The sequence below is a fragment of the Labrys sedimenti genome, assembly GCF_034424805.1.
In the GTDB taxonomy this organism is placed as follows: Bacteria; Pseudomonadota; Alphaproteobacteria; order Rhizobiales; family Labraceae; genus Labrys; species Labrys sedimenti.
The window spans coordinates 24051-47869 of record NZ_JAXOUF010000005.1; the positions used below are offsets into that span (position 1 = coordinate 24051).

Consider the following 23819-nt stretch of genomic DNA (forward strand, 5'->3'; position numbering starts at 1 on the left):
TCGCTCCCGGATATGCTGCAGCCTTCCGCTGCTCAGAGCCTTCAGCTTAAAGGGGCGCCCCGGCTTGGCAACCTCGATTGGCAGGCAGAGCTGATACGAATTTCACCCGCGCAATCGCTTTTCGGGCGGAACACTAAAGCGTCTTCCAGAAAAGCTGATAGTTTTTCGATTAAGAAAACGCGTCAAAACAATTCGTTAGAGAGAAAGTGCGAATGCATGGTCGCGAATGGCTCGCCACAGGCGATTGCCTTTCGATCAACGACGAGCGTTCCCACCGCGCTGCCGGCGTTTGGCAACCACCGCTACGCCGAACTGCGGCGCACCACTTCAAAACCGATATCGACGATCCCCACGGGAACCGTCTCTTTGCGTATGCGCGCCAGTACCAATTCGCCGGCGCGCGTTCCAATGTCACGCCCGGCGATGCGTATCGTCGTGAGATCAAGGCCACTCGGCTGGGCGATCGCAAAATCGCCGAAGCCGGCGACGGCGAGCGCTTGCGGTGTCTCGATGCCCCGCCGCTGTGCGGCCAGCAGCACACCGGCAGCGATGGCATCAAGCGAGCAAAACACGGCATCCGTATCGGGAAAACGGGCCAGCAGTTCATCAAGGAGCGCCGGACCGCTTTCCATGCCGGCGACCACAGCCGCTACGGCAATTTCGCGCGGCGCCATGCCCAGAGCCGCCAGTGCGGTGCGATAGCCCTCGCGCCGCTGCAGGCCGCGCCGATCCTTCTCGTCACCGGGACCGATGAAACCGATGCGTCGATAACCATAGCCGTGCAGCGCCATCGTCATCGCGCGACCAGCAGCCGGATTGTCGAAGCCGACCGCCATGTCGACCGGTTCGGCCGGCAGTTCCCAGGTCTCGACGACGGGCACGCCGGCCGTGCTCAGCAAGCGGCGCGCGCGGGGCGTATGCAGCGTGCCGGTCAACACGACTCCATCAGGACGGCGGCCGAGGATCGCACGCAGCAAACGCTCCTCGTCGGTCGCCGAATAATCCGACGAGCCGAGCAGAATGGAAAAACCAGCCGCTTCGACGCACCGTGTGAGGCCGGCAATGGTCTGTGAGAAAATCGCGTTCTCGAACGTCGAGACCACCGCGGCGATCAATCCGCTCCGCCGTGCAGCAAGACTGCCGGCCAGGAGGTCTGGCACATAGTCCAATTCGGCCATCGCCGCTTCGATGCGAGCCCGCGTTGCTACGGCAACAAGCTCGGGCGTGCGCAGCGCGCGCGACACGGTCATCTGCGAAACGCCGGCGCGTTCCGCCACATCGTCCATGCGGAGCCGGCGGTCTGTTTTGGGCTGTGATCTGGGGGCTGCCATGCGCCTTTATTCACTTCATCCGGTTCGGCGCATCGTCGCGCAAAAGGCCGACTTCGCCTCGTATTATTTTTTTCCGCACAACTCAATGCACTTGACTCTCGGTCATGTTATCGCAAACATGTTTGCGCAATCATGTTTACGCAAACAGACATTCGCCGTTCAAGCAAGAAACGCCATGTCTGAAGGAGGAAAAATGCTCAGTGAAGCCCAGATCCAGGCTTATCACGACGATGGCTACATCCTTGTCGAGGATGTCGTCACGGGTAAGGAACTCGAAGAACTGCGACGTTTGACCTACGAAAAGATCGATCAATCGCGGGCCGTATCAGCAAGCGACGAGGTGTTCGACCTCGACGACGGGCACTCGAAAGACAACCCGAAGTTGACACGCATCAAGATGCCGCACATTCAGATGCCTGCGTTCTGGGACGTGTTGAAATCCAGCAAATTCCGGTCGGTGCTGGAAGCCCTTCTTGGTCCGGCGGTGCGCTTGCAGACTTCGAAGCTCAATACGAAGGCACCGGGCGGCGGAGCCGCCGTCGAATGGCACCAGGACTGGGCGTTCTATCCGCACACCAATGATGACGTGCTTGCGATCGGCCTCATGCTTGAGGACGTCGAGGAGGAAAGCGGTCCGCTGCTCGTCATACCGGGCACGCATAAGGGTCCGGTGCTCAGTCACTTCGTCAACGGCGTATTCGCCGGCGCGATCGATCCAGGCGATCCGCTGTTCGAGAAGGACAAGATCGTCACGCTGACCGGCAAGGCCGGCTCGATGACGGTACATCATTGCCGCACATTGCACGGGTCTGCGCCGAACGTGTCGAACCGCGCGCGTCTCATCTGTTTCTATGAGATGTGCGCGGCAGATGCCTGGCCACTTGCGGGCGGCGCGGGCGCCTTCCTCAACATGAATCAGCGCCAGGTCTATGACACGGTACAAAGCCGGATCATCTTCGGCGAGCAGACGATGCGCCCGCGCCTGAAAGACGTGCCGGTGCTCCTGCCCTTGCCGCCGGCGCCGGACGCGACCTCGATCTTCAAGACACAAAAGAGCGCGGGCGCGGTCAGCGCCTTCGCCAAGGCCGATCAGAAGGCCGGGCGCGCGGCCTAGCCGCGCCGCTTGCGAGCGCGCAAAGCGCAGCCGGCGTCCAACGAGGCGCCGGTCATTCGATACAAAACAAATGCCTCCGGGGAGGATCCTCTATGCCAAAAGCTGCGATGGAAATGCATCCACGCAAGGTCATCGTCGCGTCTTGCGTCGGCTCTGCACTCGAATGGTACGACTTCTTCATCTATGCGACGGCCGCCGGTCTCGTGTTCGGCAAGCTGTTTTTCGCCGATTTCGGTGGTAAGGGCACGCTGATCGCCCTCGCAACGTTCGGCGTCGGCTTCATCGCCCGCCCTTTCGGCGGCCTGTTCTTCGGCTATCTCGGCGACCGCATCGGCCGCAAGCCGGTGCTGCTGATCACCTTGATGATAGTCGGCATCGGCACAGTCCTCATCGGCCTGTTACCGACTTACGACCAAATCGGTATCTGGGCGCCAATCCTGCTCGTCGCGATGCGCCTGATGCAGGGTTTCGGCGCGGGTGCCGAGTATACGGGCGCCGTGATCCTGCTCGCCGAATATGCGCCAATCGGCAAGCGCGGCTTCTGGTGCTCATTTGCGCCCGCCGGAGTCGGCCTCGGCATGATGTTGGCATCGAGCGCGTTCTGGCTCGTCTCGCAACTGCCGCAAGAGCAATTCATGGACTGGGGCTGGCGCCTGCCATTCCTGGCCAGCATCGTCATCGTCGCGTTCGGCTTGTTCGTGCGCTACCGTATCGATGAAACACCGGTGTTCGAGACGATTGCCGCCGAGCCGGAAAAGAAATCGAAAAATCCGATCGTCGAGTCCCTGACGAAGCAACCGCGCAATTTCTTCGTCGTTCTCGGCGCGCGTCTTGCCGAGAACGGCTTTGGCTATTTATTCCCGGTATTCGGGCTTAGCTACGCGGTGAACACGCTCGAGTTCCCCAAGGATCAATCATTGTTCGTGCTGATGACCAGCTATGTCGTGCAGGTAGCGTGCGTGATCGGCTTCGCCGCGCTGTCGGATCGCATCGGCCGACGGCCGGTCTACATCGCCGGCGCGTTGTTTGGATGTCTCATCGCGTTCCCGTTTTTCTGGCTTCTCGAGTCGAAATCGTTCCTGGCTTCGATCGCCGCGTTCTGGCTGGCGCAGATAGCGGTCGGTATGATGTTCGGCGTACAGGCTGCATATTTCTCCGAACTTTTCGGGCCGGCGCGCCGCTTCTCGGGTTTCGCTTTCGCGCGCGAGCTCGGGTCGCTTCTCGCCGGCGGCCCAGCACCCGCATTGGCGACCTTGATGGTGTCGTGGGCTTCAGGCTCATCGTGGCCGGTAGCGCTCTATTCAATCTTCCTCGGCCTCTGCACGGCCTATGCCGTATGGATGGGTCCGGAAACCTATCGGGACGACATCGCAGTCGATCAGCTTGAGAGCGTCGCCACAACTCTGCGGGCGCGGGCACAAGTTGCGTAGCGAGGAATAGGAACGAGAAGAATAACAAAAACCGAGTTCGCAAGCGCGAACTCGGCATCGCGGGCTTCGTTGCGATCGAGCACGCGAAGCGGCTCGTTTGGCAACCTCGATCAGCGGACCGAACTGATAGGAATTTCGCCAGAAGACTTGTCGTCAACCTGCCACACGAACCACCTCGACCTCGACGCCATTCTCCTCCAGCATGTCGCGGGCAGCGGGCGGAATGCCGTCATCGGTGATCAGCCGGCGGATACGCGACAGCGGCGCGACGGCCATCGAGCCGCGCGGCTCGAATTTCGAGGAATCCACCAGGACGACGAGATCGGCCGCACGATTGAGCAGCTTGGCTTCGGCCCGCGCGATCAGCGGATCGCTCTCGATCAGGCCGAGCGGACCGATGGAGGCCGCGCTCATGAACATTTTCGACGCCGTGTAATGCTGGATCGAATCCTCGTCGAAGGGCGAGAGGATCAGGCTCTGATCGCGATAGATCTCGCCACCGGGCAGGATGATGCGATTGTCGCTCTCCTGCATCAACGCCGCGGCGATCGGGAAGGAATTGGTCAGGATCTGTAGGCGGGAGGCCCGCAGGAACTCGACCATGTGGAAGGTGGTCGACCCACCATTGATGATGACGGATTCGCCGTCGCGGCACAGCGCCGCCGCACGTTCGGCGATCGCTCGCTTGCGCACGGCGTTGAGGGCCTGACTGACACCGAAACGCTGTGCCTCGAGCTTGGCGCCTTCCGGCGAGGCCAGGGCGCGGACGCCGCCATGCATGCGCTGCACCATGCCTTGCGCGGCCAGATGGGTGAGATCGCGGCGAATGGTTGCGGGTGAGGCCCTGGTGACGACGGCAAGCTCGCGCGCCGAGATCACCGAGCGCTCCCCAACCAGCCTGACGATGGCCTGCCAACGTTCCTGTTCGTGCATGCCCCCTCCATTCGCTCATAAACTCGCTCATTCGCTCATGCATGTCAACGAAACGCATAGTTTGTTGCATTGAACGACAAAATATGCGCATTAAGTGAGCGAGAATGATTGACCGTGAGCGAGAGCGTTCATAAGGTCCGGGAACAATGACACAGGAAACGCATGCCATGGCCTCCGCACGACTCGCAGATCTCTGGGACGACGCCGTCGCCAGTTCCCTCGATGAACCAGGCAAGCTGCTCTATCGCTCCAACCTGCTGGGCTCGGACCTGCGCATCACCAATTTCGGCGGCGGCAACACCTCGGCCAAGGTGACGGCAACCGATCCGCTGACGCGCCAGGACGTCACCGTGCTCTGGGTCAAGGGCTCTGGCGGGGACATCGGCTCGATGAAGCTCGATGGTTTCTCCACCCTCTATCTCGACAAGCTCGAAGCCCTGAAGGGTCTCTATCGTGGCCTCGCGCATGAGGACGAGATGGTCGGCTATCTGCCGCATTGCACCTTCGACCTCAATCCGCGCGCCGCCTCCATCGACACGCCCCTGCATGCCTTCGTGCCCAAAATCCATGTCGATCACGTTCATCCCGACGCGGTGATCGCCATCGCCGCCTCGCGGAACGCCGAAAAATTGACGCAGGAGATCTTCGGTGGCGAGATCGGCTTCCTGCCCTGGCAGCGGCCGGGCTTCGACCTCGGCCTCAAGCTCTCCAAGCTGGCGATCGAGAACCCGCATCTCACCGGCGTGGTGCTCGGCGGGCACGGCCTGTTCACCTGGCATGACGATGCCAAGGCCTGCTACCAGCTCACCTTGCGCATCATCCAGAAGGCCGCCGACTGGCTGGAAGCCAAGGCAAGCAAGCCCGCCTTCGAGGGCGGCAAGGTCGAGGCCCTGCCCGCTGCCGAGCGCGCCGCCATCGCCACCCGCCTGATGCCGGCCATCCGCGGCCGCATCGGCAAGGCTCAGGCCAAGGCCGGCCATTTCACCGATGCGCCGGAAGTGCTGGAATTCGTCAATTCGAATGCGCTCGCCAAGCTCGCGCCGCTCGGCACCTCCTGCCCCGACCATTTCCTGCGCACCAAGATCCGCCCCTTGGTGATCCCCTTCGCCGGCGACATCGAGGCCACCATCGCCTCGCTCGATACTCTGATCGAGGCTTATCGCGCCGACTACGCCGCCTATTACGAGCGCTGCAAGCATGCCGATTCCCCGGCCATGCGCGATCCCAATGCCGTGATCTACCTGGTGCCGGGCGTGGGCATGCTCTCCTTTGCCGCCGATAAGGCGACGGCCCGCATTGCCGCCGAATTCTATGTCAACGCCATCAATGTGATGCGCGGCGCCAGCGGTGTCGACAGCTATGTCGGCCTGCCCGAGCAGGAAGCCTTCAACATCGAGTACTGGCTGCTCGAGGAAGCCAAGCTCCAGCGCATGCCCAAGCCCAAGGGCCTGGCCGGGCGCACCGCCCTGGTCACCGGTGGCGCCGGCGGCATCGGCCGCGCGATTGCTGCCCGCCTGATGCAGGAAGGCGCCAATGCCGTACTGGCCGACATCGACCAGGCCTCGCTCGACGCCGCCATCGCGGATTTCGGCAGGGTGTTCGGCAAGGACAAAGTGCGCGGCATCCGGATGGACGTCACCGACGAGGCCAGCGTCATCGCCGCCTTCGAGGAAACGGCACGCAGCTATGGCGGCATCGACATCGTGGTCAACAATGCCGGCATTTCCTCGGCGGCTGCGGTCGAGGACACGTCGCTGGAGCTGTGGAACCGCAACATCTCCATCCTCGCCACCGGCTATTTCCTGGTGGCCCGCGAGGGCTATCGCCTGATGAAGACCGAGGGCAATGGTGGTTCCCTGGTCTTCATCGCCTCCAAGAACGGCGTCTCCGCCTCGGCCGGCGCCTCGGCCTATTGCACCGCCAAGGCGGCCGAAATCCATCTCGCCCGCTGCATGGCCCTGGAAGGGGCGCCGCACGGCATCCGCGTCAACGTCGTCAATCCCGACGCCGTGCTGCGCGGCTCCAAGATCTGGCAGGGCGAATGGCGCCAGCAGCGCGCCGCCTCCAACAAGATCGGCGAGGACGACCTGGAGGAGTTCTACCGCAAGCGTTCCCTGCTGCAGCGCTCGGTCTATCCCGAGGACATCGCCGAGGCTGTCTACTTCTTCGCCTCGGACCTTTCGGCCAAGTCCACCGGCAACTTCCTCAACGTCGATGCCGGCAATGTGGTGAGCTTCACGCGCTGATCTCTCCCATCCAAGGGCTTTGGGAAGGGATTGTGCGCCCGGCGGCGGCGGGCTAAGCGGAAAGGGTCTGTCCCGTCTGCGGGAACGGCCTCCCGCAGCGCTCAAGCAGTTCATCGCTTCCCATGGCCCGGATCGCCTTCCACGCCCCGCTCAAACCAGCCGATCACCCGGTGCCGTCGGGGGATCGGGAAACGGCACGCCTCTTTCTTGCCGCGCTGCAGGGCGCCGGTTTCGAGACCGGCATCGCCTCGACGCTGCGGACGGCGGATCCCGCCGGCGGGCGGGATTTTTCAGAACCGGCACAGGCGGAGGTGGCCCGCCTGCTTGCTCTCTATCGCGAGCACCCGCAGGAATGGCCGGCCCTGTGGTTCACCTATCACGTCTATTACAAGGCACCGGACCTCATCGGCCCGGCGATCACCCGGGCCCTCGGCATTCCCTATGTGATCGCCGAGGGATCACGGGCTCCCAAGCGCGCCCAGGGCGCCTGGTCCAGAGGGCACGCCCAGGCGGAAGCCGCCCTCGACGCAGCCTCGCTCATTTTCATCCTCAATCCGAACGACCGGGCCATGCTGGAAGCCGCAAGGCCCGATGGCCAGGTCCTTGTCGACCTGCCGCCCTTCATTGATGCCGCAGGCTGGCCGCTGCTGGAACCAGGCCGGCCGGAGTCCAACGCGCCGTCGACTCCCTGCCGCCTTCTCACCGTCGCCATGATGCGCGAACCCGACAAGCTGGCGTCCTATGAGATTCTGGCGGCCGCTCTGGCCGGGCTCGATGCCGATCCTTCCTGGCATCTCGATATCGTCGGCGACGGCCCGGCCCGGCCTCGGGTCGAGACGCTGTTCGCCCCCTTCGGCGAACGCGTCGTCCTGCATGGCCGCATCGACGATCGGGCCAGGCTGGCCGCCCTCTACGCGCGGGCCGATCTGCTGGCCTGGCCGGCGGTGAACGAGGCCTTCGGCATGGTTTTTCTGGAGGCAGCCCTGCAGGGTTGCCCCGCGGTCGCCGGCAGGTTCGGTGGCGTCGGCTCGGTGGTACTGGACAAACAGACCGGCCTGCTGACCAGGCCCGGTGACGCCGCCGATTTCGGCCACTCCCTCGCCGGTCTGATGCGCGACACTGCCCTGCGGCAGCGCCTTTCCGGCCAAGCCCTCGCCTTTGCCCGGCAGGAGCGTTCGCTCGCCTCAGCCTCCCGCCGCCTGCGCGAGGCCCTGCTGCCCCTGATCCAACCGGAAAAGCCCGACGCATGAGCCGCTCCGTCCTCATCCTCGTTACCCATCTGCTCGGCGTTGGCCATCTCGCCCGCGCGGCCGCCCTGGCGCGCGGGCTGGCCGCCGCCGGCCATCGCGTCACCCTGGTCAGCGGCGGCCGACCCGCTCCCCTGATCCGGGTCGAGGACGCAGCCTTCGTGCAATTGCCGCCCGTCCATTGCGTCGGCGTCGATTTCCGCACGCTGCTCGGCTCCGATGGCCATGAAATCGGCGAGAACGTCCGGCAAGCCCGCATCGCGGCGATCCTGGCCGCTCTCGCCACCGCCGATCCGGACGTGGTCGTGACCGAAACCTATCCCTTCGGCCGCCGTCAGCTCGCCCCCGAATTCCGCGCCTTGGTCGAGGCGGCGCGCCAGCGCGCCAGGCCGGTGGCCATCCTCGCCTCCATCCGCGACATCCTCAACCCGCCAGCCAAGCCGAGCCGGGTAGAAGAGACGGAGGCCGTCCTGGCTCGCTTCTATGACGGCGTGCTGGTGCATGGCGATGCTGTGGTCACGCCGCTTTCGGCGTCCTGGCCTGCCAGCCCGGGGCTGGAGCGCATGCTGACCTATACCGGCTACATCGCCGACACGACCGAGCCCGTCGAAGCCGTCCCCTCCGGCGAGATCCTGGTCTCGGGTGGCGGCAGCGCCGCCAGCCTGCCGCTCTACCGCGCCGCCATCGAGGCTGCGGCGCTTGCCGATATGCCCACGCGCTGGCGCCTGCTGGTCGGGCACGGCGTCGCCGCGGGCGATTTCGAGGCCCTGGCGGCCAGTGCAGGCGCCAAGGTCACCGTCGAGCGGGCCAGGCCGGACTTTCCTGCCTTGCTGGCGGGCGCGGCCGCTTCGGTGAGCCAGGCCGGCTACAACACCATGATCGACCTCACCCGTGCGGGCGTACCGGCGGTGATCGTGCCGTTCGAACAGGGCAAGGAAGCCGAGCAGCGCCTGCGCGCCGAGCGTTTCCATGCCCTCGGCCTCGCCGGCATCGTCGGTGAAGCCGATCTCTCCGGCTCCTCCCTGGCGGCAGCCGTCAAGGCTGCCCTGGCACGCGCGCCCGGCAAGGCGCCCGTCCTTGCCCTCGACGGCATCGCCGCCAGCGTGCGGACCGTGGAGGCGGCGGCGCAGCGGGCCGAAGAGCTGGCTGAGGCCTGGACACGTCTCGACGAAGCGCTGGCCGCCCGCCGCGAAGTCCGCCTGTGGTGGCGCGACGACGATGCCGTGGCCGCCACGCCGGCACTCGACCGCCTGATCGGCCTGGCGCGCCGCCATCAGCTGCCATTGTCCCTGGCCGCCATCCCCGCCACCGTCTCACCGAGCCTGGCCGAAGCGATCGCCGAAGAACGACATGTCGACATTCTCGTGCATGGCCATGCCCATGCCAATCACGCCCCGCCCGGCGCCAAGAAGCAGGAACTCGGCTATCGCCCTGCCGCCGAGGTGCTGGCGGAACTCGGCCAGGGCCTCTCGACGTTGCGCTCCCGCTTCGGCGCGCGCTGCCTGCCCGTCCTGGTGCCGCCCTGGAACCGCATCGATCCGGTGCTGATCGGCGGCCTCGCCACCCTCGGCTTTCGCGGCTTGTCCGTCGCCGGCCCGCGGCCTGCCGCCCGGCTGCATGATCTTACCGCCGTCAATATTCACATCGATCCGATCGCCTGGAAACAAGGTGGCGGCCTCCTTGACCCCGTCCTTGTATTGTCACAGTTCATCAATGCCCTTGAACATGACGAACCCTTGGGCATACTCACGCATCACCTCGTACACGACGCCTGGATTTGGAGTTTCCTGGATAGATTGCTCAAAAGACTCAAGAAGCACGAGAATATACGTTTCCTGCCGGCACATTCGTTATTTGCATGAAGCGCTGGATCGAAAAACGATACACACGCCAGATAGCAGTGGCGCGCGATTGCGCGTGGGAATAGTCTGGCAACCGACAAGCACCGGAAAACGGGCATCGGAGAGACTGCGGAGCGGGGATGATCAACCAGCCGTTGCTGAGCGTGCGCGACCTCAGCGTAGATTTCCAGGGCGACACCGGCCTGGTTCATGCGGTGAAGAACGTGTCTTTCGACGTCTTCGAAGGGCAGACGCTGGCGGTGGTTGGCGAGTCCGGATCCGGCAAGTCGGTGACGGCGCAGGCCATCATGGGCCTGCTCTCCAAGACGGCGCGGATCACAGGCGGCAGTTGCCTGTTCCGCGACCCCGCCACCGGCACGACGACGGATCTCGTCAAGCTCAATCCCAACGGACCGGAGATGCGCGCCATCCGGGGCGGGCGCATCGCCATGATCTTCCAGGAGCCGATGACTTCGCTGTCGCCGGTACATACCATCGGCGACCAGGTCACCGAGGCGCTGATCGTGCATACGGGCTGTTCCCGGCGCGAGGCGAATGAGCGGGCGCTCGATCTCTTCGCCAAGATCCATTTCCGCAATCCCCAGCGCATGCTCACCACCTATCCCTTCGAACTGTCGGGCGGCATGCGCCAGCGCGCCATGATCGCCATGGCCCTGATCTGCCGGCCGGCCCTGCTGGTCGCGGACGAGCCTACCACGGCGCTCGACGTCACCACCCAGGCGCAGATCCTCGCTCTCATCAAGGAAATCCAGGATGCCAAGAGCGCCGTGAACCAGAGCATGGCGGTGATCTTCATCACCCACGACCTCGGCGTGGTCGCCAACATGGCCGACGGGGTCGTGGTGATGTATCGCGGCGAGGTGATGGAGCTTGGCGACCGCGATGCCATCTTCCAGAACCCGGAGCACGACTACCTCAAGGCCCTGATGCGGGCCGTGCCCCATTTCAACATGAAGCCGGGCGAAAGACTGAAGCCCCTGCGGGAGATCGCCGTTCCGCCTCGCGGGGCCGCGACGCTGGCCCCGACCACTGCGGGCGGCGGCCCGGTCCTCCAGGTCGAGAATGTCTCCAAGACCTTCACGATGCGGTCGGGCATGTGGTCGGGCCGCGCGGAGACGATCCAGGCCCTGACCAATGTCTCGCTCTCGCTTGAACGCGGCACCACGCTGGGCCTCGTCGGCGAATCCGGCTCGGGCAAGACCACCCTGTCGCGCATGATCATGCGCGCGCCCGGCAGCGCACCGGACAGCGGCGAGGTCCGCTTCGACGACGGCAGCGGCCCGCGCGACGTGTTCACGCTGGAAGGCGAGGCGCTCAAGGCCTATCGCCGGTCGGTCCAATTCGTGTTCCAGGACCCGTTCTCCAGCCTCAACCCACGCATGACGGTGTTCGACATCCTGTCGGAGCCCCTGCGGATCCACAGCATCGGCACCGCCGACGAACGCCATGAGCGGGTCAAGTCCCTGCTCGAGCTGGTCGGGCTCGAGCCGCAATATATGCGTCGCTACCCGCATTCCTTCTCGGGCGGCCAGCGCCAGCGCATCGGCCTTGCCCGCGCCCTGGCGCTGGAACCCAAGGTGATCCTGTGCGACGAGCCGACCTCGGCCCTCGACGTCTCGGTCCAGGCCCAGATCCTCAATCTGCTCAAGGACCTGCAGGCCGCGCTCGGCGTCTCCTATCTGTTCGTGTCCCACAACCTGGCCGTGGTGGAATACATGGCCCGCGACATTGCCGTGATGTGCCGCGGCCATATCGTGGAACAGGCGCCCCGCGAGGTGCTGTTCCGCTCGCCCCAGCATCCCTATACCAAGGCCCTCCTGCAGGCCATTCCGGACGTCGACCTTGCCAATCCGCTCGACTTCGCCAAGCTGAAGACCGGCAATGCCTCCCAGCCCGAGCAATGGCCGGCCCCCTTCGCCATCCTGCCGAACGCGCCGCCGCCCGTCATGGTAGAGGTGGAGCCTCGCCATTTCGTCCGCCTCGGCGCCGACGCGGCCAGCCAGCGCAGGGGGGAAGCGGCGTGAACACCGCCCTCAAGCATATTGCAGCCGCTCTCGGCCTCGCCCTCTTCCTGGCAGGCCCTGCCATCGCGGATCCGCCGCCGGCTCCCGCTGAACCGCCTTCCCTGGTCGCCAAGATCGCTAGCGGCGACCTGCCGCCACTGCTCGATCGCATGCCGAAGGTGCCGCTGGTGGCCGACATGCTCGCCCGCAACCGCAGCCTGGGTGATTATGGCGGCGAGATCCGCACCCTGGCCGCCAAGGCCCGGGACCTGCGCTACATCAATGTCATCGGCTATACCCGCCTCGTCGGCTATGACGAGCATCTCAACCTCGAGCCGGACATCCTGCAGGCCGTCGACAGCCAGGACGACAAGGTCTTCACCTTCACCTTGCGCGAGGGCCATCGCTGGTCGGACGGTGCCCCCTTCACCACCGAGGATTTCCGCTTCTACTGGGAGGATGTCGCCCTCAACCCCAAGATCAATCCCGCAGGCCCACCTGCCTTCATGCTGGTCGACGGCGAGAAGCCGAAGGTCGAGATACTCGACGCCACCCATATCCGCTACAGCTGGTCCAAGCCCAATCCGGCCTTCCTGCCCTCGCTGGCAGCGCCTGCGCCGAACTGGATCTATTCGCCGGCTCACTATCTCAAGCAGTTCCACAAGAAGTACGGGGATGCAAACAAGCTCGCCCAGATGACCGCAGACCGGCAGATGACCTCCTGGGCCGCGCTCTACAACAAGCTCGACGATCCCTACACGAACTCGAACCCCGATATGCCGACGCTCGATCCCTGGCATGTGGTGACCAAGCCGCCGGCCCAGCAATATGTGTTCGAGCGCAACCCCTATTTCCACCGGGTCGACCCGCGCGGGCGGCAGCTTCCCTATATCGACCGCATCGTGGTCTCGATCTCGTCCGCCGGCCTGTTCGCCGCCAAGGCCAATGCAGGAGAGGTGGACCTGCTGGCCTGGGGGTTGAGCACCAGCGACATTCCCACGCTCAAGGAAGGCGAAGCCAGCCATGCCTATCGCACGCTGGCCTGGCCGATCGCACGCGGCTCCGCCTTCGCCCTCTACCCCAACCTCACCTGCAACGACGCAGTCTGGCGGGCGGTGCTCAGGGACGTGCGCTTCCGCCGGGCCCTGTCCATGGCCATCGACCGGCACACGCTCAACAATTCCTTGTGGTTCCGGCTCGGCATCGAGGGCAACAACACCGTGATGCCGGAAAGCGCGCTCTACAGCGAAGACGACCGCAAGCGTTGGGCTACCTATGACCCGGCGCTCGCCAAGAAGCTGCTGGACGAAGCCGGCCTCAACAAGCGTAACGCGGCCGGCTTCCGCCTGCTGCCCGACGGTCGGGAAGCGGAACTGATCGTGGAGGTGGCAGGCAATGCCCGCGACATCGCCGACGCGCTCGAGATCACCAGCGAGTTCTGGCAGGATGTCGGCCTCAAGGTGGTGGTGAAGGCCGAGGACAGCAACGACCTTGCCAAGCGCTCCTTCTCGGGCATGACCCTGATGGTGGCGAGCGAAGGCCTGGAGAATGCCATTCCGACCGCGTTGATGCCGCCCAACGGCCTGGCGCCCCTGCGCCAGGACAATTACTCCTGGCCCAAATGGGGCCAATATGCCGAAACCGGCGGCATGGCGGGTGAAAAACCCGATATGCCCGAGGCGATCGAATTGATGTCCCTGTGGGAGCAGTGGATGAATGCCACCACGCTCAACGCCCAGGCAGCCGTCTGGCGCGAAATGCTCGCCCTTCACGCCGACCAGCAGTTCAGCATCGGCACCGTGCAGGGCGCACTCAAGCCCATCATCGTCAACAAGGCCATCCGCAACATCCCCAAGAAGGCGGTCTTTTCCTGGGAACCGACCGCGCTGATCGGTGTCTACCGCGTCGACGAATTCTACTACGACAACATCGTCGTGACGGGGAATACGCCATGATGCGTTACGTGCTGCGCCGCTTCGCCACCATGGTGGTGACGCTGCTGCTGATCTCGCTCCTGATCTTCATCGTGATCAAGCTGCCGCCGGGCGACTTCCTCACCAACAAGATCAACGAACTGAGGGCCCAGGGCGAGACTGCCAGCATCGCCAAAGCGGAGGCGATGCGGGTGCAATACGGCCTCGACAAGCCATTGCTGCACCAATACGCCACCTGGCTCGGCGTGCTGCCCGGGCCCAACGGCTTCAACGGCCTGCTGCAAGGCTATTGGGGTTGGTCATTCGAATATGAGCAGCCCGTGAAGGCGGTGGTCGGCGACGCACTGCTGCTGACCGTTCTGCTCAATCTGGCGGTGATCGTCTTCATCCATCTCGTCGCCATCCCAATTGCCATCTATTCGGCCACCCGCCGCAATTCCATCGGCGCCCATCTGGTGACGTTCCTGGGCTATATCGGCCTGGCGACGCCCAGCTTCCTGCTCGCCCTCGCGCTGCTGTTCTATCTCAACCGCTGGTTCGGCATTTCGATCGGCGGCATGTTCGGGCCCGACTATACCGATGCGCCCTGGTCGTTCGGCAAGCTCGGCTCCTTCCTCAGCCATATGATCGTGCCGGTGGTGGTGATCGGCCTGGCCGGCACCGCGGGCATGATAAGGCGGCTGCGTGCCAACCTGCTCGACGAGCTCGCCAAGCAATATACGGTCACGGCCAAGGCGAAGGGACTGCCGCCGGGCCGAGCCCTGTTGAAATACCCCTTCCGCATCGCGCTCAATCCCTTCGTGGCCGATATCGGCAATCTCCTGCCCAGCATCGTCTCGGGCTCGGCCATCGTTTCGATCGTGCTGAGCCTGCCCACGATCGGCCCGATCCTGGTGCAGGCCCTGCGCATCCAGGACCAGTATCTGGCGGGTTTCATCCTGCTCTTCGTTGCCTTCCTCACGGTGGTCGGCATGTTCATCGCGGATCTCGCCCTCGCCGTGCTCGATCCGCGCATCCGTATCGGCACCGGCAAATAGGACTGTAATGACCGAGTTGCGATCGCCCCATTACGTCAATCCGGCTCCCTTCGACCCCTACGTCGCCAAGAAGATGACGGCCGAGGAGGAGCGCTTCTATCGCGCGTCCTCGGCCATGCTGATCTGGTGGAAGTTCCGGCGCAACCGGCCGGCCCTGTTCGCCGGCATCTTCCTGGCGCTGGTCTATCTGTCGCTGCCTTTCGTGGAGGTCATCGCCCCCTATTCCCTGAACCAGCGCAACGCCGACTATCTCTATACGCCGCCGCAGAGCGTGCATCTGTTTCACGACGGGCAGTTCGTCGGCCCCTTCGTCTATCCCGTGAACTTCGCCATCCGCGACATCGAGAGCCCGCAATTTCCCGGCATCTACCAGGTCGACAAGACCAAGCCCCAGGCCCTGCGTTTCTTCTGCAGCGGCGAACGCTACAAGATGTGGGGCTTGTTCGAGGGCAATTTCCATCTGGTCTGCCCGCCCGAAAACGGCACCGCCTTCCTGCTCGGGACGGACCGGCTCGGCCGTGACATGCTCTCGCGCATCATCTATGGCGCCCGCATCTCCCTCACCGTGGGTCTGATCGGTATCGCGGTCTCCTTCACGATCGGCCTGACCCTGGGCGGCCTTGCCGGCTATGTCGGCGGTATCGTCGACGCCTTGGTGATGCGTCTGATCGAGGTGCTGCGCTCGCTGCCGGAACTGCCGCTCTGGCTCGCTTTGTCGGCCGCCCTGCCGGCCAATTGGAGCCCGGTGATCGTCTTTCTCGGCATCACCATCATTCTCGGCCTGCTCGACTGGCCGGGCCTGGCGCTGGCGGTGCGCTCGAAGGTGAAGTCGCTGCGCAACGAGGATTTCGTGCATGCCGCCGAAATGATGGGCGCCTCGCGATCGCGCATCATCGGCCGCCATCTCCTGCCCAATTTCATGAGCCACCTGATCGCCAGCGCCACCCTGTCGATCCCGGCGATGATTCTCGGCGAGACGGCGCTGTCCTTCCTCGGGCTCGGCCTGCGCCCGCCCGTGGTGAGCTGGGGCGTGCTGCTCAATTCCGCCCAGAATCTCGGCGCCATCAACCTCTATCCCTGGCTGCTGATCCCGATGATCCCGGTGATGCTGGTCGTGCTCGCCTTCAACTTCTTCGGTGACGGCCTCAGGGATGCGGCCGATCCTTATCATTAGGCGAGAGACTGGTTAGGCAGAGGCGGGACGGCAGGCCCGGCTCGAAGGCCGCTGCCTTGCTTTGACACTATCATCAGTTTCCACTAATGATAAGTCATGACTGTTGATAGCGCGCAACTCGCTGCTCTTGGCGACCAGACCCGTCGAATGATCTTCGAACTGATCGCGGAGCGACCGCGCTCCGTTGCCGAGATCACCCGGCATGTTTCGGTCTCGCAATCGGCCGTCTCGCAGCATCTGAAGGTACTGCGTGAATCTCGGCTCGTGCGCTCGGAACCGAAAGGGGCGAGCAACATCTACCACATCGATCCCGACGGACTTGGCCAGATGCGTGCCTGGCTCGACCGATTCTGGAGCGACACCCTGACGGCCTACAAAATTGCCGTCGAGCAGCCGGCGGAGGAACTGCAATGAGCCTTCATGTAACGCCCTCACCCGTGAAGCAATCAATCGTGGTCGAGGCGCCGATCGAGCGCGCCTTCAAGGTCTTCACCGAACAATTCGGCAGTTTCAAGCCCCGTGAGCACAATCTGCTTGGCGTCGAGATCGCCGAAACCGTGTTTGAGCCGCGGGTCGGCGGCCATATCTATGACCGCGGCGTCGACGGCAGCGAATGCCGCTGGGCACGCGTGCTGGCCTATGAGCCACCTCGTCGGGTGCTGCTGAGTTGGGACATCAACCCGCGATGGCAGATCGAGACCGATCCGGAAAAGACCAGCGAATGGGAGGTGCAGTTCATCGCCGAGACGGCGAGCCGCACCCGTGTCGAGCTCGAGCATCGGAAGCTGGAGCGCCACGGCCAAGGCTGGGAAAGCGTGCGCGATGGCGTTGCCGGCGACCAGGGGTGGCCGCTCTATCTGCGGCGCTTCGCGGAGTTGGTGGCCGGCCAGGCCTGATGCCGGCCTGCTCCATTCCGACCTCACCGTGGCTCGAACCCGTGGAGATCACATGGCAGCCTACACCTTCAGCATCATCGGGGTGCTCGCACTCTGCCTGACCTCGATCGCCTTGGCCATCAACTCGGGATACTCCAAGGGCCGGGCCGGCGTGCTCTCCGGCCCGATACTTCCGGCCGCCGACGAAAACCCGCTCTTCCGCATCGACCGTGCACATCTGAACTCGGTGGAGGCGCTGGCCCCCTTCGTCGTACCAGCCGTGCTGGCGATGATGCTAGGTGTGGGGCCGGCCCTGCTCGCGACCTTGGTCTGGCTCTACGTCCTGGTCCGGTTGGCCCATGTGGCGATCTACCTGCGCGGCGGCAACGCGGCGAAGGGCGGCAGTGTGCGAACCATTCTCTATATCGCCGGCTGCATAGTCACCGTGATCCTCATCGTCGTGACCGGATGGGTCGCCATCGCCTGAGGAACCGGTAGCTGACCATCCCTGGCCTCGGGTTCCGCACAGCCTCAGGCCGCCTCCCAAGTCGGGAAGGGATCGCTGAGGTGGCGATAGGCCTGCGGGTCGAAGCGGCTCCCGCCGGCAGGCTGCACAAGGCAATCGTCCAGGGCCTTGCGGATCGCGGCCTCATCCAGGCCGGTGCCGATAAAGACCAGTTCCTGGCGCCGGTCGCCCCAGACGTCGTCCCAGTTGCGCTTGAGGATACGCCACCAATCGGGATGATCGGGCCAATGCCGCCGCGGGATGGCCGCCCACCAATGCCCCATCGCGCTCACGCGGGCGATGGCGCCGGCCAGCGAGAACTCGCCCACCCAGTCGGGCCGCGTCGCCAGCCAGAAATGGCCCTTGGCCCGGATCAGGCCCGGCCAGGTCCTCTCGACTAAGGCGTTGAACTTGTCGGGATCGAAAGGCCGCCGCGCGCGATAGACGAAGCTGGCGATGCCATATTCCTCCGTCTCCGGCACGTGGTCGGCGAAGCCGTAGAGTTCCTTGTACCAGAGCGGATGGCGCTGCGCCTTCTCCTCGTCGAACAGGCCGGTATCGAGCACGGCATCGAGCGCAACCTTGCCGAAATCAGTCTCCACGATGCGTGCATCGGCATTCAGGGCCTGCACGACCTTGCGCACCAAGGCGAGCCGATCGGCAGAGACCTGCGCGGCCTTGTTGATCACCACGACATCGGCGAACTCGATCTGCTCGACCAGGAGATCGACGATGGTGCGCTCGTCCCCGGCTCCCGCCGTTTCGCCACGATCACGCAGGAAATCATTGGAGCCGTAGTCGGCCAGCAGGTTCGCCGCATCGACGACCGTGACCATGGTGTCGAGGCAGGCGACATCGGAAAGGCTCACGCCCGCCTCGTCGCGGAAGGAGAAGGTGCTGGCGACCGGCAGCGGCTCGGCAATGCCGGTGCCCTCGATCAGGAGATAGTCGAAGCGGCCTTCCTCGCTCAGGCGCCGGACCTCGGAAACCAGGTCGTCGCGCAAGGTGCAGCAAATGCAGCCATTGGTCATCTCCACCAGCTTCTCGTCGGTCCGCGACAGGCCGCTGCCGCCGTCACGCACCAGATCGGCATCGATATTGACCTCGCTCATGTCGTTGACGATCACCGCGACCCGCCGGCCCTCCCGGTTGTTGAGGACATGGTTCAGCAGGGTGGTCTTGCCTGCCCCCAGAAACCCCGACAGCACGGTGACCGGCAGCCTCTTGTCTTCGATCTCCATAATGACTCCATAGGTAATGTTATAACATAACATTACCTATGGCTTTGCTGCTTGGCAAGCCGCTTCGGCGTCGAGAGGCGTGAACCCACCGGAGGGGCAATCGAACCTTGACGATGCGCAACGTCCGCTTGCCTTCCGTCCCGCCCTGGCGGATATGCAAGACATGCAGTCCCCGCTTGCCTCCGCCCTCCTCGCCCGCATCCAAACACGACAGGCCGTGATCGGCATCATTGGTCTCGGCTATGTCGGCCTGCCGCTCGCCACCGCCATTGCCGGCGTCGGTTTCAAAGTGCTGGGTTTCGACATCGATCTCAGGCGCGTGGCGGCCCTCAACCAGGGCGACGGGCTGATCAGGCACATCTCCAACGCGCCGATCCGCGAGGCCATCGCCAAGGGCCTGTTCGAGGCTACCGCCGATTTCGCCCGGCTCGACGAGCCGGATGCCATCCTCGTCTGCGTGCCGACGCCGCTGACGCGCCAGCGCGAGCCCGACATGTCCTATGTCGCCAACTCGACTGCCTCGATCGCGAAAAAGCTCCGGCGCGGCCAGCTCGTCATCCTGGAATCCTCGACCTGGCCCGGCACCACAGAGGAACTGATGAAGCCGGTGCTGGAGGCTGCCGGCCTCGTCTGCGGCCAGGATTTCTTCCTCGCCTTCTCGCCCGAGCGCGAGGATCCTGGCAATCCGGTTTACGGCACCCAGAACATTCCCAAGGTCGTCGGGGGCGACGGCGCCGACGCGCTCGCCTTGGCCAAGACCCTCTACGACGCCTTCGTGAGCGCCACCGTGCCGGTCTCCTCGCCGGCGGCGGCGGAGGCTGTCAAGCTCACCGAGAACATCTTCCGCTCGGTGAACATCGCCCTCGTCAACGAATTGAAGGTGATCTACGACGCCATGGGCCTCGATGTCTGGGAAATCATCGAGGCCGCCAAGACCAAGCCCTTCGGCTACATGCCCTTCTATCCCGGCCCCGGGCTCGGCGGGCACTGCATCCCGATCGATCCCTTCTATCTGACCTGGAAGGCGCGGGAGTTCGACATCGCCACGCGCTTCATCGAGCTGGCCGGCCAGATCAACACCGCCATGCCCCGCCATGTCGTCGACCGGCTGGCGGAGGCGCTCGACAAGCGCTTCAAGCGCGGCCTCAACGGTGCCCGCGTCCTGCTGATCGGCATCGCCTACAAGAAGAACGTCGACGACACCCGGGAGAGCGCCTCGTTCAAGCTGATCGAGATCCTGGAGGAGCGCGGGGCGCAGGCCGATTTCCACGATCCCCATGCCCAGGTGATCCCGAAGACGCGCGAGCATGCCGCCCTTGCCGGCCGCCGTTCGGTGGCACTCTCTCCCGAGATCCTTGCCGGCTATGACGCCGTGCTGGTCGCCACCGACCATGACGGCATCGATTACGGCCTGGTCGCCAGTGCCGCCCGGCTGGTGGTCGACACCCGCAATGCCTGCGCCAAGGCCGGCGCCGACATGGCGAAGGTGGTCAAGGCGTAGATCCTGGGAGCGCGGACTTCTCAGCGACATGCTGGCATGTCGCGATGTCCGCGCTTGGAAACACCGCGTTTGCTGAAAGGAAGAGCAGACTGGAAGTCCGCGCTCCAGGAATTCAATGCCCGATCATCCATTTGTGACGAGTGGAGGGGCCCTTCTTGCCGACCTTGCAGATTCCGCAGCCGCAACCGGCGAGGTGGGCCTTCTTCACCACTTTCGGCTCGGTACCGCTCTTTTCCGAACGGGCAAGCGCTCGGCGCAGCGTGCCGTTCATCAGGCTGAGCTGCGGGGCGGCGACGTCGCGCTGGCCGGGCTCGCTGCAGGTCGGGCAGGCGCAGGCCTTGCCGGCATCCGCCATCGGCACCCATTCGTCGAAGGGACCGCAATCGTCACAGACATAGTTGTAAAGCGGCATGGTTCTCTCCAACCGATACGCGGAAGATGCCGCGGGGCGTACCCCGCGGCCGGTTCACAGCTTGCCTTCCAGCAGCAGCAGGCCCGGGATCCAGCCGGTGACGATGCCGGACGCCACGGTCGCCAGCCCCGTCACCTTGAGGATCGGGCGCTTGAGCGCCAGCAGCAGGAAATACATGAACCAGAGCACGGCCCAGATCGCCCAGTTCAGGCCGAGCCAGGTATCGGTCAGGCTCTGGGCCGAGGTCAGGCCCTGGACGGCGATGGGCACGACAGTGACGGCCACGAACAGGCTGAACCAGCCCAGGCCCCGGCCGTCGACCGTCACCACCCGGTTGTAAGCGACCCACAGATAGGTGGTGGTGAACAACAGCGTCAGGGCCGCCGCTTTGATCGAGGCGGCATCGGCCTTGGCGCCGAAGGCCGACGACAGGGCGACGCACAAGGTGACGAAGCCGGAGACCACGTTGATGACGACGATCTCCTTGTCGTCGATCCTGCCCATGAGCCACAAGCCGTTCAGGAACAGGACGGCACCCACGTAAAGCAATGCAAATCCGAGCAGCATGATCGCGTTTCCTCTACACGCAACGCGCCGGCCGGAGATGGCAGTCCGGCCGAGGCGCTGGTTTCATGATGTGTGCGAGGCGATGATCAGCTGGTCCTGGCGACGTCGGCACCCGAGACCTTCTTGGTCGGACCCGACGCGTTCGGATTGATGTCGAAGTCGAAGATGGCCGTGGGAATGGCCAGTGTCGCGCAGACATTGGGGATGTCGACGATGCCGGCGATCCGCCCTTCCACCGGCGCAGTGCCCAGGATCGAGTAGGCCTGTTCGCCCGAATAGCCGAACTTCTTGAGATATTCGATGGCATTGAGGCAGGCGCGCCGATAGGCGACATGGGCATCGAGATAATATTGCTCGCCCGTATGCTCGTCGACCGAGATGCCCTCGAAGATGAGGTAGTCGTCGAAATGCGGGTCGATCGGGCTCGGCTTGAAGATGGGGTTGATGATGCCGTATTTGGCCATGCCGCCCTTGATGACATCGACGCTGATGTCGATCCAGCCGGCCATCTCGATGGCGCCGCAGAAGGTGATCTCGCCATCGCCCTGGGAGAAGTGGATGTCTCCCATCGAAAGGCCGCCGCCCTTCACATAGACGGGGAAGTAGACCTTGGAGCCGCGCGACAGGTTCTTGATGTCGCAATTGCCGCCATGCTCGCGCGGCGGCACCGTGCGCCAGGCTTCGGCAGCCGCCCTGTGGGCGGCGTCGCCCGTCATCTGGCCCATCAGCGCCGTATCGCCGAACGGAAGTGCGGCGAGCGGCGGCACGCGCTCGGGATCGGTCGCGACCAATGCCGCCTCGCGCCGGTTGGCCTCGGCCAGCAGCTTGTGGTCGGGCAGGCAGCCGATCAGGCCGGGATGGATCAGGCCTGGATAGCGCACGCCGGGCACATGGCGCGAGGTGGTGTAGATGCCCTTGAAATCCCAGATCGACTTGGTGGCGTTGGGATAGTGCTCGGTGAGGAAGCCGCCGCCATTTTCCTTGGCGAACAGGCCGTTGAAGCCCCATTCCGAATCCGGCAGGGCGCCGATGTCGAGGATGTCGACGACCAGGAGGTCGCCGGGCTCGGCACCCTCGACCCCGAACGGGCCGGAGAGATAATGCACGCGGGTGAGGTTGACGTCGCGCACGTCGTTGGCGCTGTTGTTGTTGCCGATCTGACCGCCGGTCCAGTCATAGCACTCGACGCGGAACACGTCGCCGGGCTTGAAGGTCTCGACCATCGGAATATCGGGATGCCAGCGATTGTGGGTCTTGATCGCCTGGTCCTCGGGTGCCTTTTTCAGATCGACGGAGAATACGGTCTTGGGCATCGGTTCCTCCTCCTGGGGCCGGCCTGCGGGGTACTCCGGGCCGAACCGTCACGATGTTCTGTGCCCGCGCCGCAAGGGGCCGCCGGGCCGTTCGTGCAAAGGGAGCCTAGGCGGGCCCTGTAACCGCCATGAATCGTCCGACCACGGTTTGTGTAATTTTTTGTAACCGGAAAGGCCTGCGCTTCTGCGACAAGCATCCCGGTTTCAGGGGCGGACGGGACATCCGCGGTCCCAGCCGCATCGTTTCCCATGCAATTCCAGCAAGGTTCGCGCCGGAAATGTCGCGGCTGGGACCGCGGACGTCCCGTCCGCCCATCTCGACCCCGGCCAGCAATACGACTATCCTGCCCGCCATGCCTGCAGCCGACACCAAGTCTCGCATCCTCGTCGTCGATGACGATCATCGGCTGTGCCGCTTTCTGGAGAAATTCCTGGCCAGCGAAGGCTATGCCACCGCCAGCGCCAATGAGGGGCGGGCCATGCGCCGGGCCATGGCCGACGAGAGCTTCGACCTGGTGATCCTCGACCTGACCTTCCCCGCCGGGGAAGACGGCCTCAGCCTGGCGCGCGCCCTGCGCAGCCAATACGACCTGCCGGTGATCATGCTGTCCGGCAAGAACAGCACCATCGACAAGGTGGTCTGCCTGGAACTGGGTGCCGACGACTACATCACCAAGCCTTTCGAGCCGCGCGAATTGCTGGCCCGGGTCCGCACGGTGCTGCGCCGCTTCGCCCGCCGCATCAACCTGCCCGAAACAGTGGAGCCCAACGCCTCGCCCGCCATTCGCTTCGCCGGCTGGCAGCTCGATCCCTCGCGCTACGAGCTCTCCTCGCCGCAGGGCGAGCGCGTACGCCTGACCAGCCAGGAGTTCCAGATCCTGTCGGCCCTGGTCGAACGACGCGGGCGCATCCTCTCGCGCGACCAGATCCTCGATATCGTCGCCAATCGCAGCTGGACGCCCTATGACCGCAGCATCGACGTGCTGATCGGCAAGATCCGCCGCAAGCTGCGCGACGATGTGCGCGACGCCCAATATATCAAGACCATCCGCGGCGTCGGCTACATGTTCGCGGCGGAGGCGCGGGGCGAGTAG

At 64.5% G+C, this 23819-nt stretch carries 20 protein-coding genes; 14 read left to right on the plus strand and 6 right to left on the minus strand.

Going from position 1 to position 23819, the window contains the following annotated elements:
* Positions 1-302: 302 nt before the first annotated feature.
* Positions 303-1286 (minus strand): LacI family DNA-binding transcriptional regulator, encoded by a 984-nt coding sequence (locus U1R88_RS17060; protein WP_322432316.1) that lies wholly within the window; start codon positions 1284-1286, stop codon positions 303-305.
* A gap of 238 nt (positions 1287-1524) precedes the next feature.
* Between U1R88_RS17060 and U1R88_RS17065 the strand changes: the two genes are divergently transcribed.
* Positions 1525-2445, plus strand: coding sequence for a phytanoyl-CoA dioxygenase family protein (locus tag U1R88_RS17065; protein ID WP_322432317.1), 921 nt, complete (start codon positions 1525-1527; stop codon positions 2443-2445).
* A gap of 92 nt (positions 2446-2537) precedes the next feature.
* The gene (locus U1R88_RS17070) at positions 2538-3875 is read left to right on the plus strand and encodes an MFS transporter (RefSeq protein ID WP_322432318.1); all 1338 of its coding nucleotides are present in this window, start codon (positions 2538-2540) and stop codon (positions 3873-3875) included.
* A gap of 153 nt (positions 3876-4028) precedes the next feature.
* Here the strand turns inward: U1R88_RS17070 and U1R88_RS17075 are convergent, their stop codons facing one another.
* A complete protein-coding gene (locus tag U1R88_RS17075; protein WP_322432319.1) occupies positions 4029-4808 on the minus strand; it encodes a DeoR/GlpR family DNA-binding transcription regulator in 780 nt (259 codons plus the stop codon).
* A gap of 167 nt (positions 4809-4975) precedes the next feature.
* On the opposite strand from U1R88_RS17075, the gene U1R88_RS17080 reads away from it, so the two are divergent.
* The 10 genes from U1R88_RS17080 (at position 4976) to U1R88_RS17125 (ending at position 17673) form a co-directional block, all read left to right on the plus strand.
* The gene (locus U1R88_RS17080) at positions 4976-7054 is read left to right on the plus strand and encodes a bifunctional rhamnulose-1-phosphate aldolase/short-chain dehydrogenase (RefSeq protein WP_322432320.1); all 2079 of its coding nucleotides are present in this window, start codon (positions 4976-4978) and stop codon (positions 7052-7054) included.
* A 122-nt stretch (positions 7055-7176) separates the two neighbouring features.
* Positions 7177-8304 (plus strand): glycosyltransferase family 4 protein, encoded by a 1128-nt coding sequence (locus U1R88_RS17085; RefSeq protein WP_322432321.1) that lies wholly within the window; start codon positions 7177-7179, stop codon positions 8302-8304.
* A complete protein-coding gene (locus tag U1R88_RS17090) occupies positions 8301-10163 on the plus strand; it encodes a glycosyltransferase (protein WP_322432322.1) in 1863 nt (620 codons plus the stop codon). Before U1R88_RS17085 ends, U1R88_RS17090 begins: the two co-directional genes overlap by 4 nt.
* Before the next feature lie 119 nt (positions 10164-10282).
* Entirely contained in the window at positions 10283-12187 is a 1905-nt protein-coding gene (locus U1R88_RS17095) for an ABC transporter ATP-binding protein (protein ID WP_322432323.1), read from the plus strand.
* A complete protein-coding gene (locus U1R88_RS17100) occupies positions 12184-14121 on the plus strand; it encodes an ABC transporter substrate-binding protein (protein WP_322432324.1) in 1938 nt (645 codons plus the stop codon). Before U1R88_RS17095 ends, U1R88_RS17100 begins: the two co-directional genes overlap by 4 nt.
* Positions 14118-15137 (plus strand): ABC transporter permease, encoded by a 1020-nt coding sequence (locus tag U1R88_RS17105; RefSeq protein ID WP_322432325.1) that lies wholly within the window; start codon positions 14118-14120, stop codon positions 15135-15137. Before U1R88_RS17100 ends, U1R88_RS17105 begins: the two co-directional genes overlap by 4 nt.
* 7 nt (positions 15138-15144) lie before the next feature.
* Positions 15145-16311 carry an ABC transporter permease gene (locus U1R88_RS17110; RefSeq protein WP_322432326.1) on the plus strand — a complete coding sequence of 389 codons (1167 nt, stop codon included), beginning with the start codon at positions 15145-15147 and terminating at the stop codon, positions 16309-16311.
* Positions 16312-16407: 96 nt separating this feature from the next.
* Positions 16408-16725, plus strand: coding sequence for an ArsR/SmtB family transcription factor (locus U1R88_RS17115; protein ID WP_322432327.1), 318 nt, complete (start codon positions 16408-16410; stop codon positions 16723-16725).
* Complete coding sequence (locus tag U1R88_RS17120; protein ID WP_322432328.1) at positions 16722-17207, plus strand: SRPBCC family protein; 486 nt, start codon at positions 16722-16724, stop codon at positions 17205-17207. The genes U1R88_RS17115 and U1R88_RS17120 overlap by 4 nt, the downstream gene beginning before the upstream one ends.
* A 52-nt stretch (positions 17208-17259) precedes the next feature.
* Entirely contained in the window at positions 17260-17673 is a 414-nt protein-coding gene (locus U1R88_RS17125) for an MAPEG family protein (protein WP_322432329.1), read from the plus strand.
* Between the two features lie 44 nt (positions 17674-17717).
* Here the strand turns inward: U1R88_RS17125 and zigA are convergent, their stop codons facing one another.
* Positions 17718-18932, minus strand: a complete 1215-nt coding sequence (gene zigA / locus U1R88_RS17130) for a zinc metallochaperone GTPase ZigA (RefSeq protein ID WP_322432330.1) — start codon at positions 18930-18932, stop codon at positions 17718-17720.
* A gap of 163 nt (positions 18933-19095) precedes the next feature.
* Between zigA and U1R88_RS17135 the strand changes: the two genes are divergently transcribed.
* Positions 19096-20433, plus strand: coding sequence for a nucleotide sugar dehydrogenase (locus U1R88_RS17135; protein WP_425545446.1), 1338 nt, complete (start codon positions 19096-19098; stop codon positions 20431-20433).
* Positions 20434-20545: 112 nt separating this feature from the next.
* Here U1R88_RS17135 and U1R88_RS17140 read toward each other — a convergent pair whose 3' ends face one another.
* The 3 genes from U1R88_RS17140 to fmdA form a co-directional block, all read right to left on the minus strand.
* Complete coding sequence (locus U1R88_RS17140) at positions 20546-20845, minus strand: FmdB family zinc ribbon protein (protein ID WP_322432332.1); 300 nt, start codon at positions 20843-20845, stop codon at positions 20546-20548.
* Positions 20846-20899: 54 nt separating this feature from the next.
* On the minus strand, positions 20900-21412 hold the full coding sequence (locus U1R88_RS17145; protein ID WP_068291084.1) for an AmiS/UreI family transporter: 513 nt from the start codon (positions 21410-21412) through the stop codon (positions 20900-20902).
* Positions 21413-21498: 86 nt separating this feature from the next.
* A complete protein-coding gene (gene fmdA, locus U1R88_RS17150; RefSeq protein ID WP_068291088.1) occupies positions 21499-22725 on the minus strand; it encodes a formamidase in 1227 nt (408 codons plus the stop codon).
* Between the two features lie 353 nt (positions 22726-23078).
* On the opposite strand from fmdA, the gene U1R88_RS17155 reads away from it, so the two are divergent.
* The gene (locus tag U1R88_RS17155; RefSeq protein WP_322432333.1) at positions 23079-23819 is read left to right on the plus strand and encodes a response regulator transcription factor; all 741 of its coding nucleotides are present in this window, start codon (positions 23079-23081) and stop codon (positions 23817-23819) included.

Coding starts and splice junctions, on each gene's coding strand:
- U1R88_RS17060 (WP_322432316.1), bottom strand. CDS start 1,286: ATGGACGATGTGGCGGAACGCGCCGGCGTTTCGCAGATGACCGTGTCG.
- U1R88_RS17065 (WP_322432317.1), top strand. CDS start 1,525: ATGCTCAGTGAAGCCCAGATCCAGGCTTATCACGACGATGGCTACATC.
- U1R88_RS17070 (WP_322432318.1), top strand. CDS start 2,538: ATGCCAAAAGCTGCGATGGAAATGCATCCACGCAAGGTCATCGTCGCG.
- U1R88_RS17075 (WP_322432319.1), bottom strand. CDS start 4,808: ATGCACGAACAGGAACGTTGGCAGGCCATCGTCAGGCTGGTTGGGGAG.
- U1R88_RS17080 (WP_322432320.1), top strand. CDS start 4,976: ATGGCCTCCGCACGACTCGCAGATCTCTGGGACGACGCCGTCGCCAGT.
- U1R88_RS17085 (WP_322432321.1), top strand. CDS start 7,177: ATGGCCCGGATCGCCTTCCACGCCCCGCTCAAACCAGCCGATCACCCG.
- U1R88_RS17090 (WP_322432322.1), top strand. CDS start 8,301: ATGAGCCGCTCCGTCCTCATCCTCGTTACCCATCTGCTCGGCGTTGGC.
- U1R88_RS17095 (WP_322432323.1), top strand. CDS start 10,283: ATGATCAACCAGCCGTTGCTGAGCGTGCGCGACCTCAGCGTAGATTTC.
- U1R88_RS17105 (WP_322432325.1), top strand. CDS start 14,118: ATGATGCGTTACGTGCTGCGCCGCTTCGCCACCATGGTGGTGACGCTG.
- U1R88_RS17110 (WP_322432326.1), top strand. CDS start 15,145: ATGACCGAGTTGCGATCGCCCCATTACGTCAATCCGGCTCCCTTCGAC.
- U1R88_RS17115 (WP_322432327.1), top strand. CDS start 16,408: ATGACTGTTGATAGCGCGCAACTCGCTGCTCTTGGCGACCAGACCCGT.
- U1R88_RS17120 (WP_322432328.1), top strand. CDS start 16,722: ATGAGCCTTCATGTAACGCCCTCACCCGTGAAGCAATCAATCGTGGTC.
- U1R88_RS17125 (WP_322432329.1), top strand. CDS start 17,260: ATGGCAGCCTACACCTTCAGCATCATCGGGGTGCTCGCACTCTGCCTG.
- zigA (WP_322432330.1), bottom strand. CDS start 18,932: ATGGAGATCGAAGACAAGAGGCTGCCGGTCACCGTGCTGTCGGGGTTT.
- U1R88_RS17135 (WP_425545446.1), top strand. CDS start 19,096: ATGCAGTCCCCGCTTGCCTCCGCCCTCCTCGCCCGCATCCAAACACGA.
- U1R88_RS17140 (WP_322432332.1), bottom strand. CDS start 20,845: ATGCCGCTTTACAACTATGTCTGTGACGATTGCGGTCCCTTCGACGAA.
- U1R88_RS17145 (WP_068291084.1), bottom strand. CDS start 21,412: ATGCTGCTCGGATTTGCATTGCTTTACGTGGGTGCCGTCCTGTTCCTG.
- fmdA (WP_068291088.1), bottom strand. CDS start 22,725: ATGCCCAAGACCGTATTCTCCGTCGATCTGAAAAAGGCACCCGAGGAC.
- U1R88_RS17155 (WP_322432333.1), top strand. CDS start 23,079: ATGCCTGCAGCCGACACCAAGTCTCGCATCCTCGTCGTCGATGACGAT.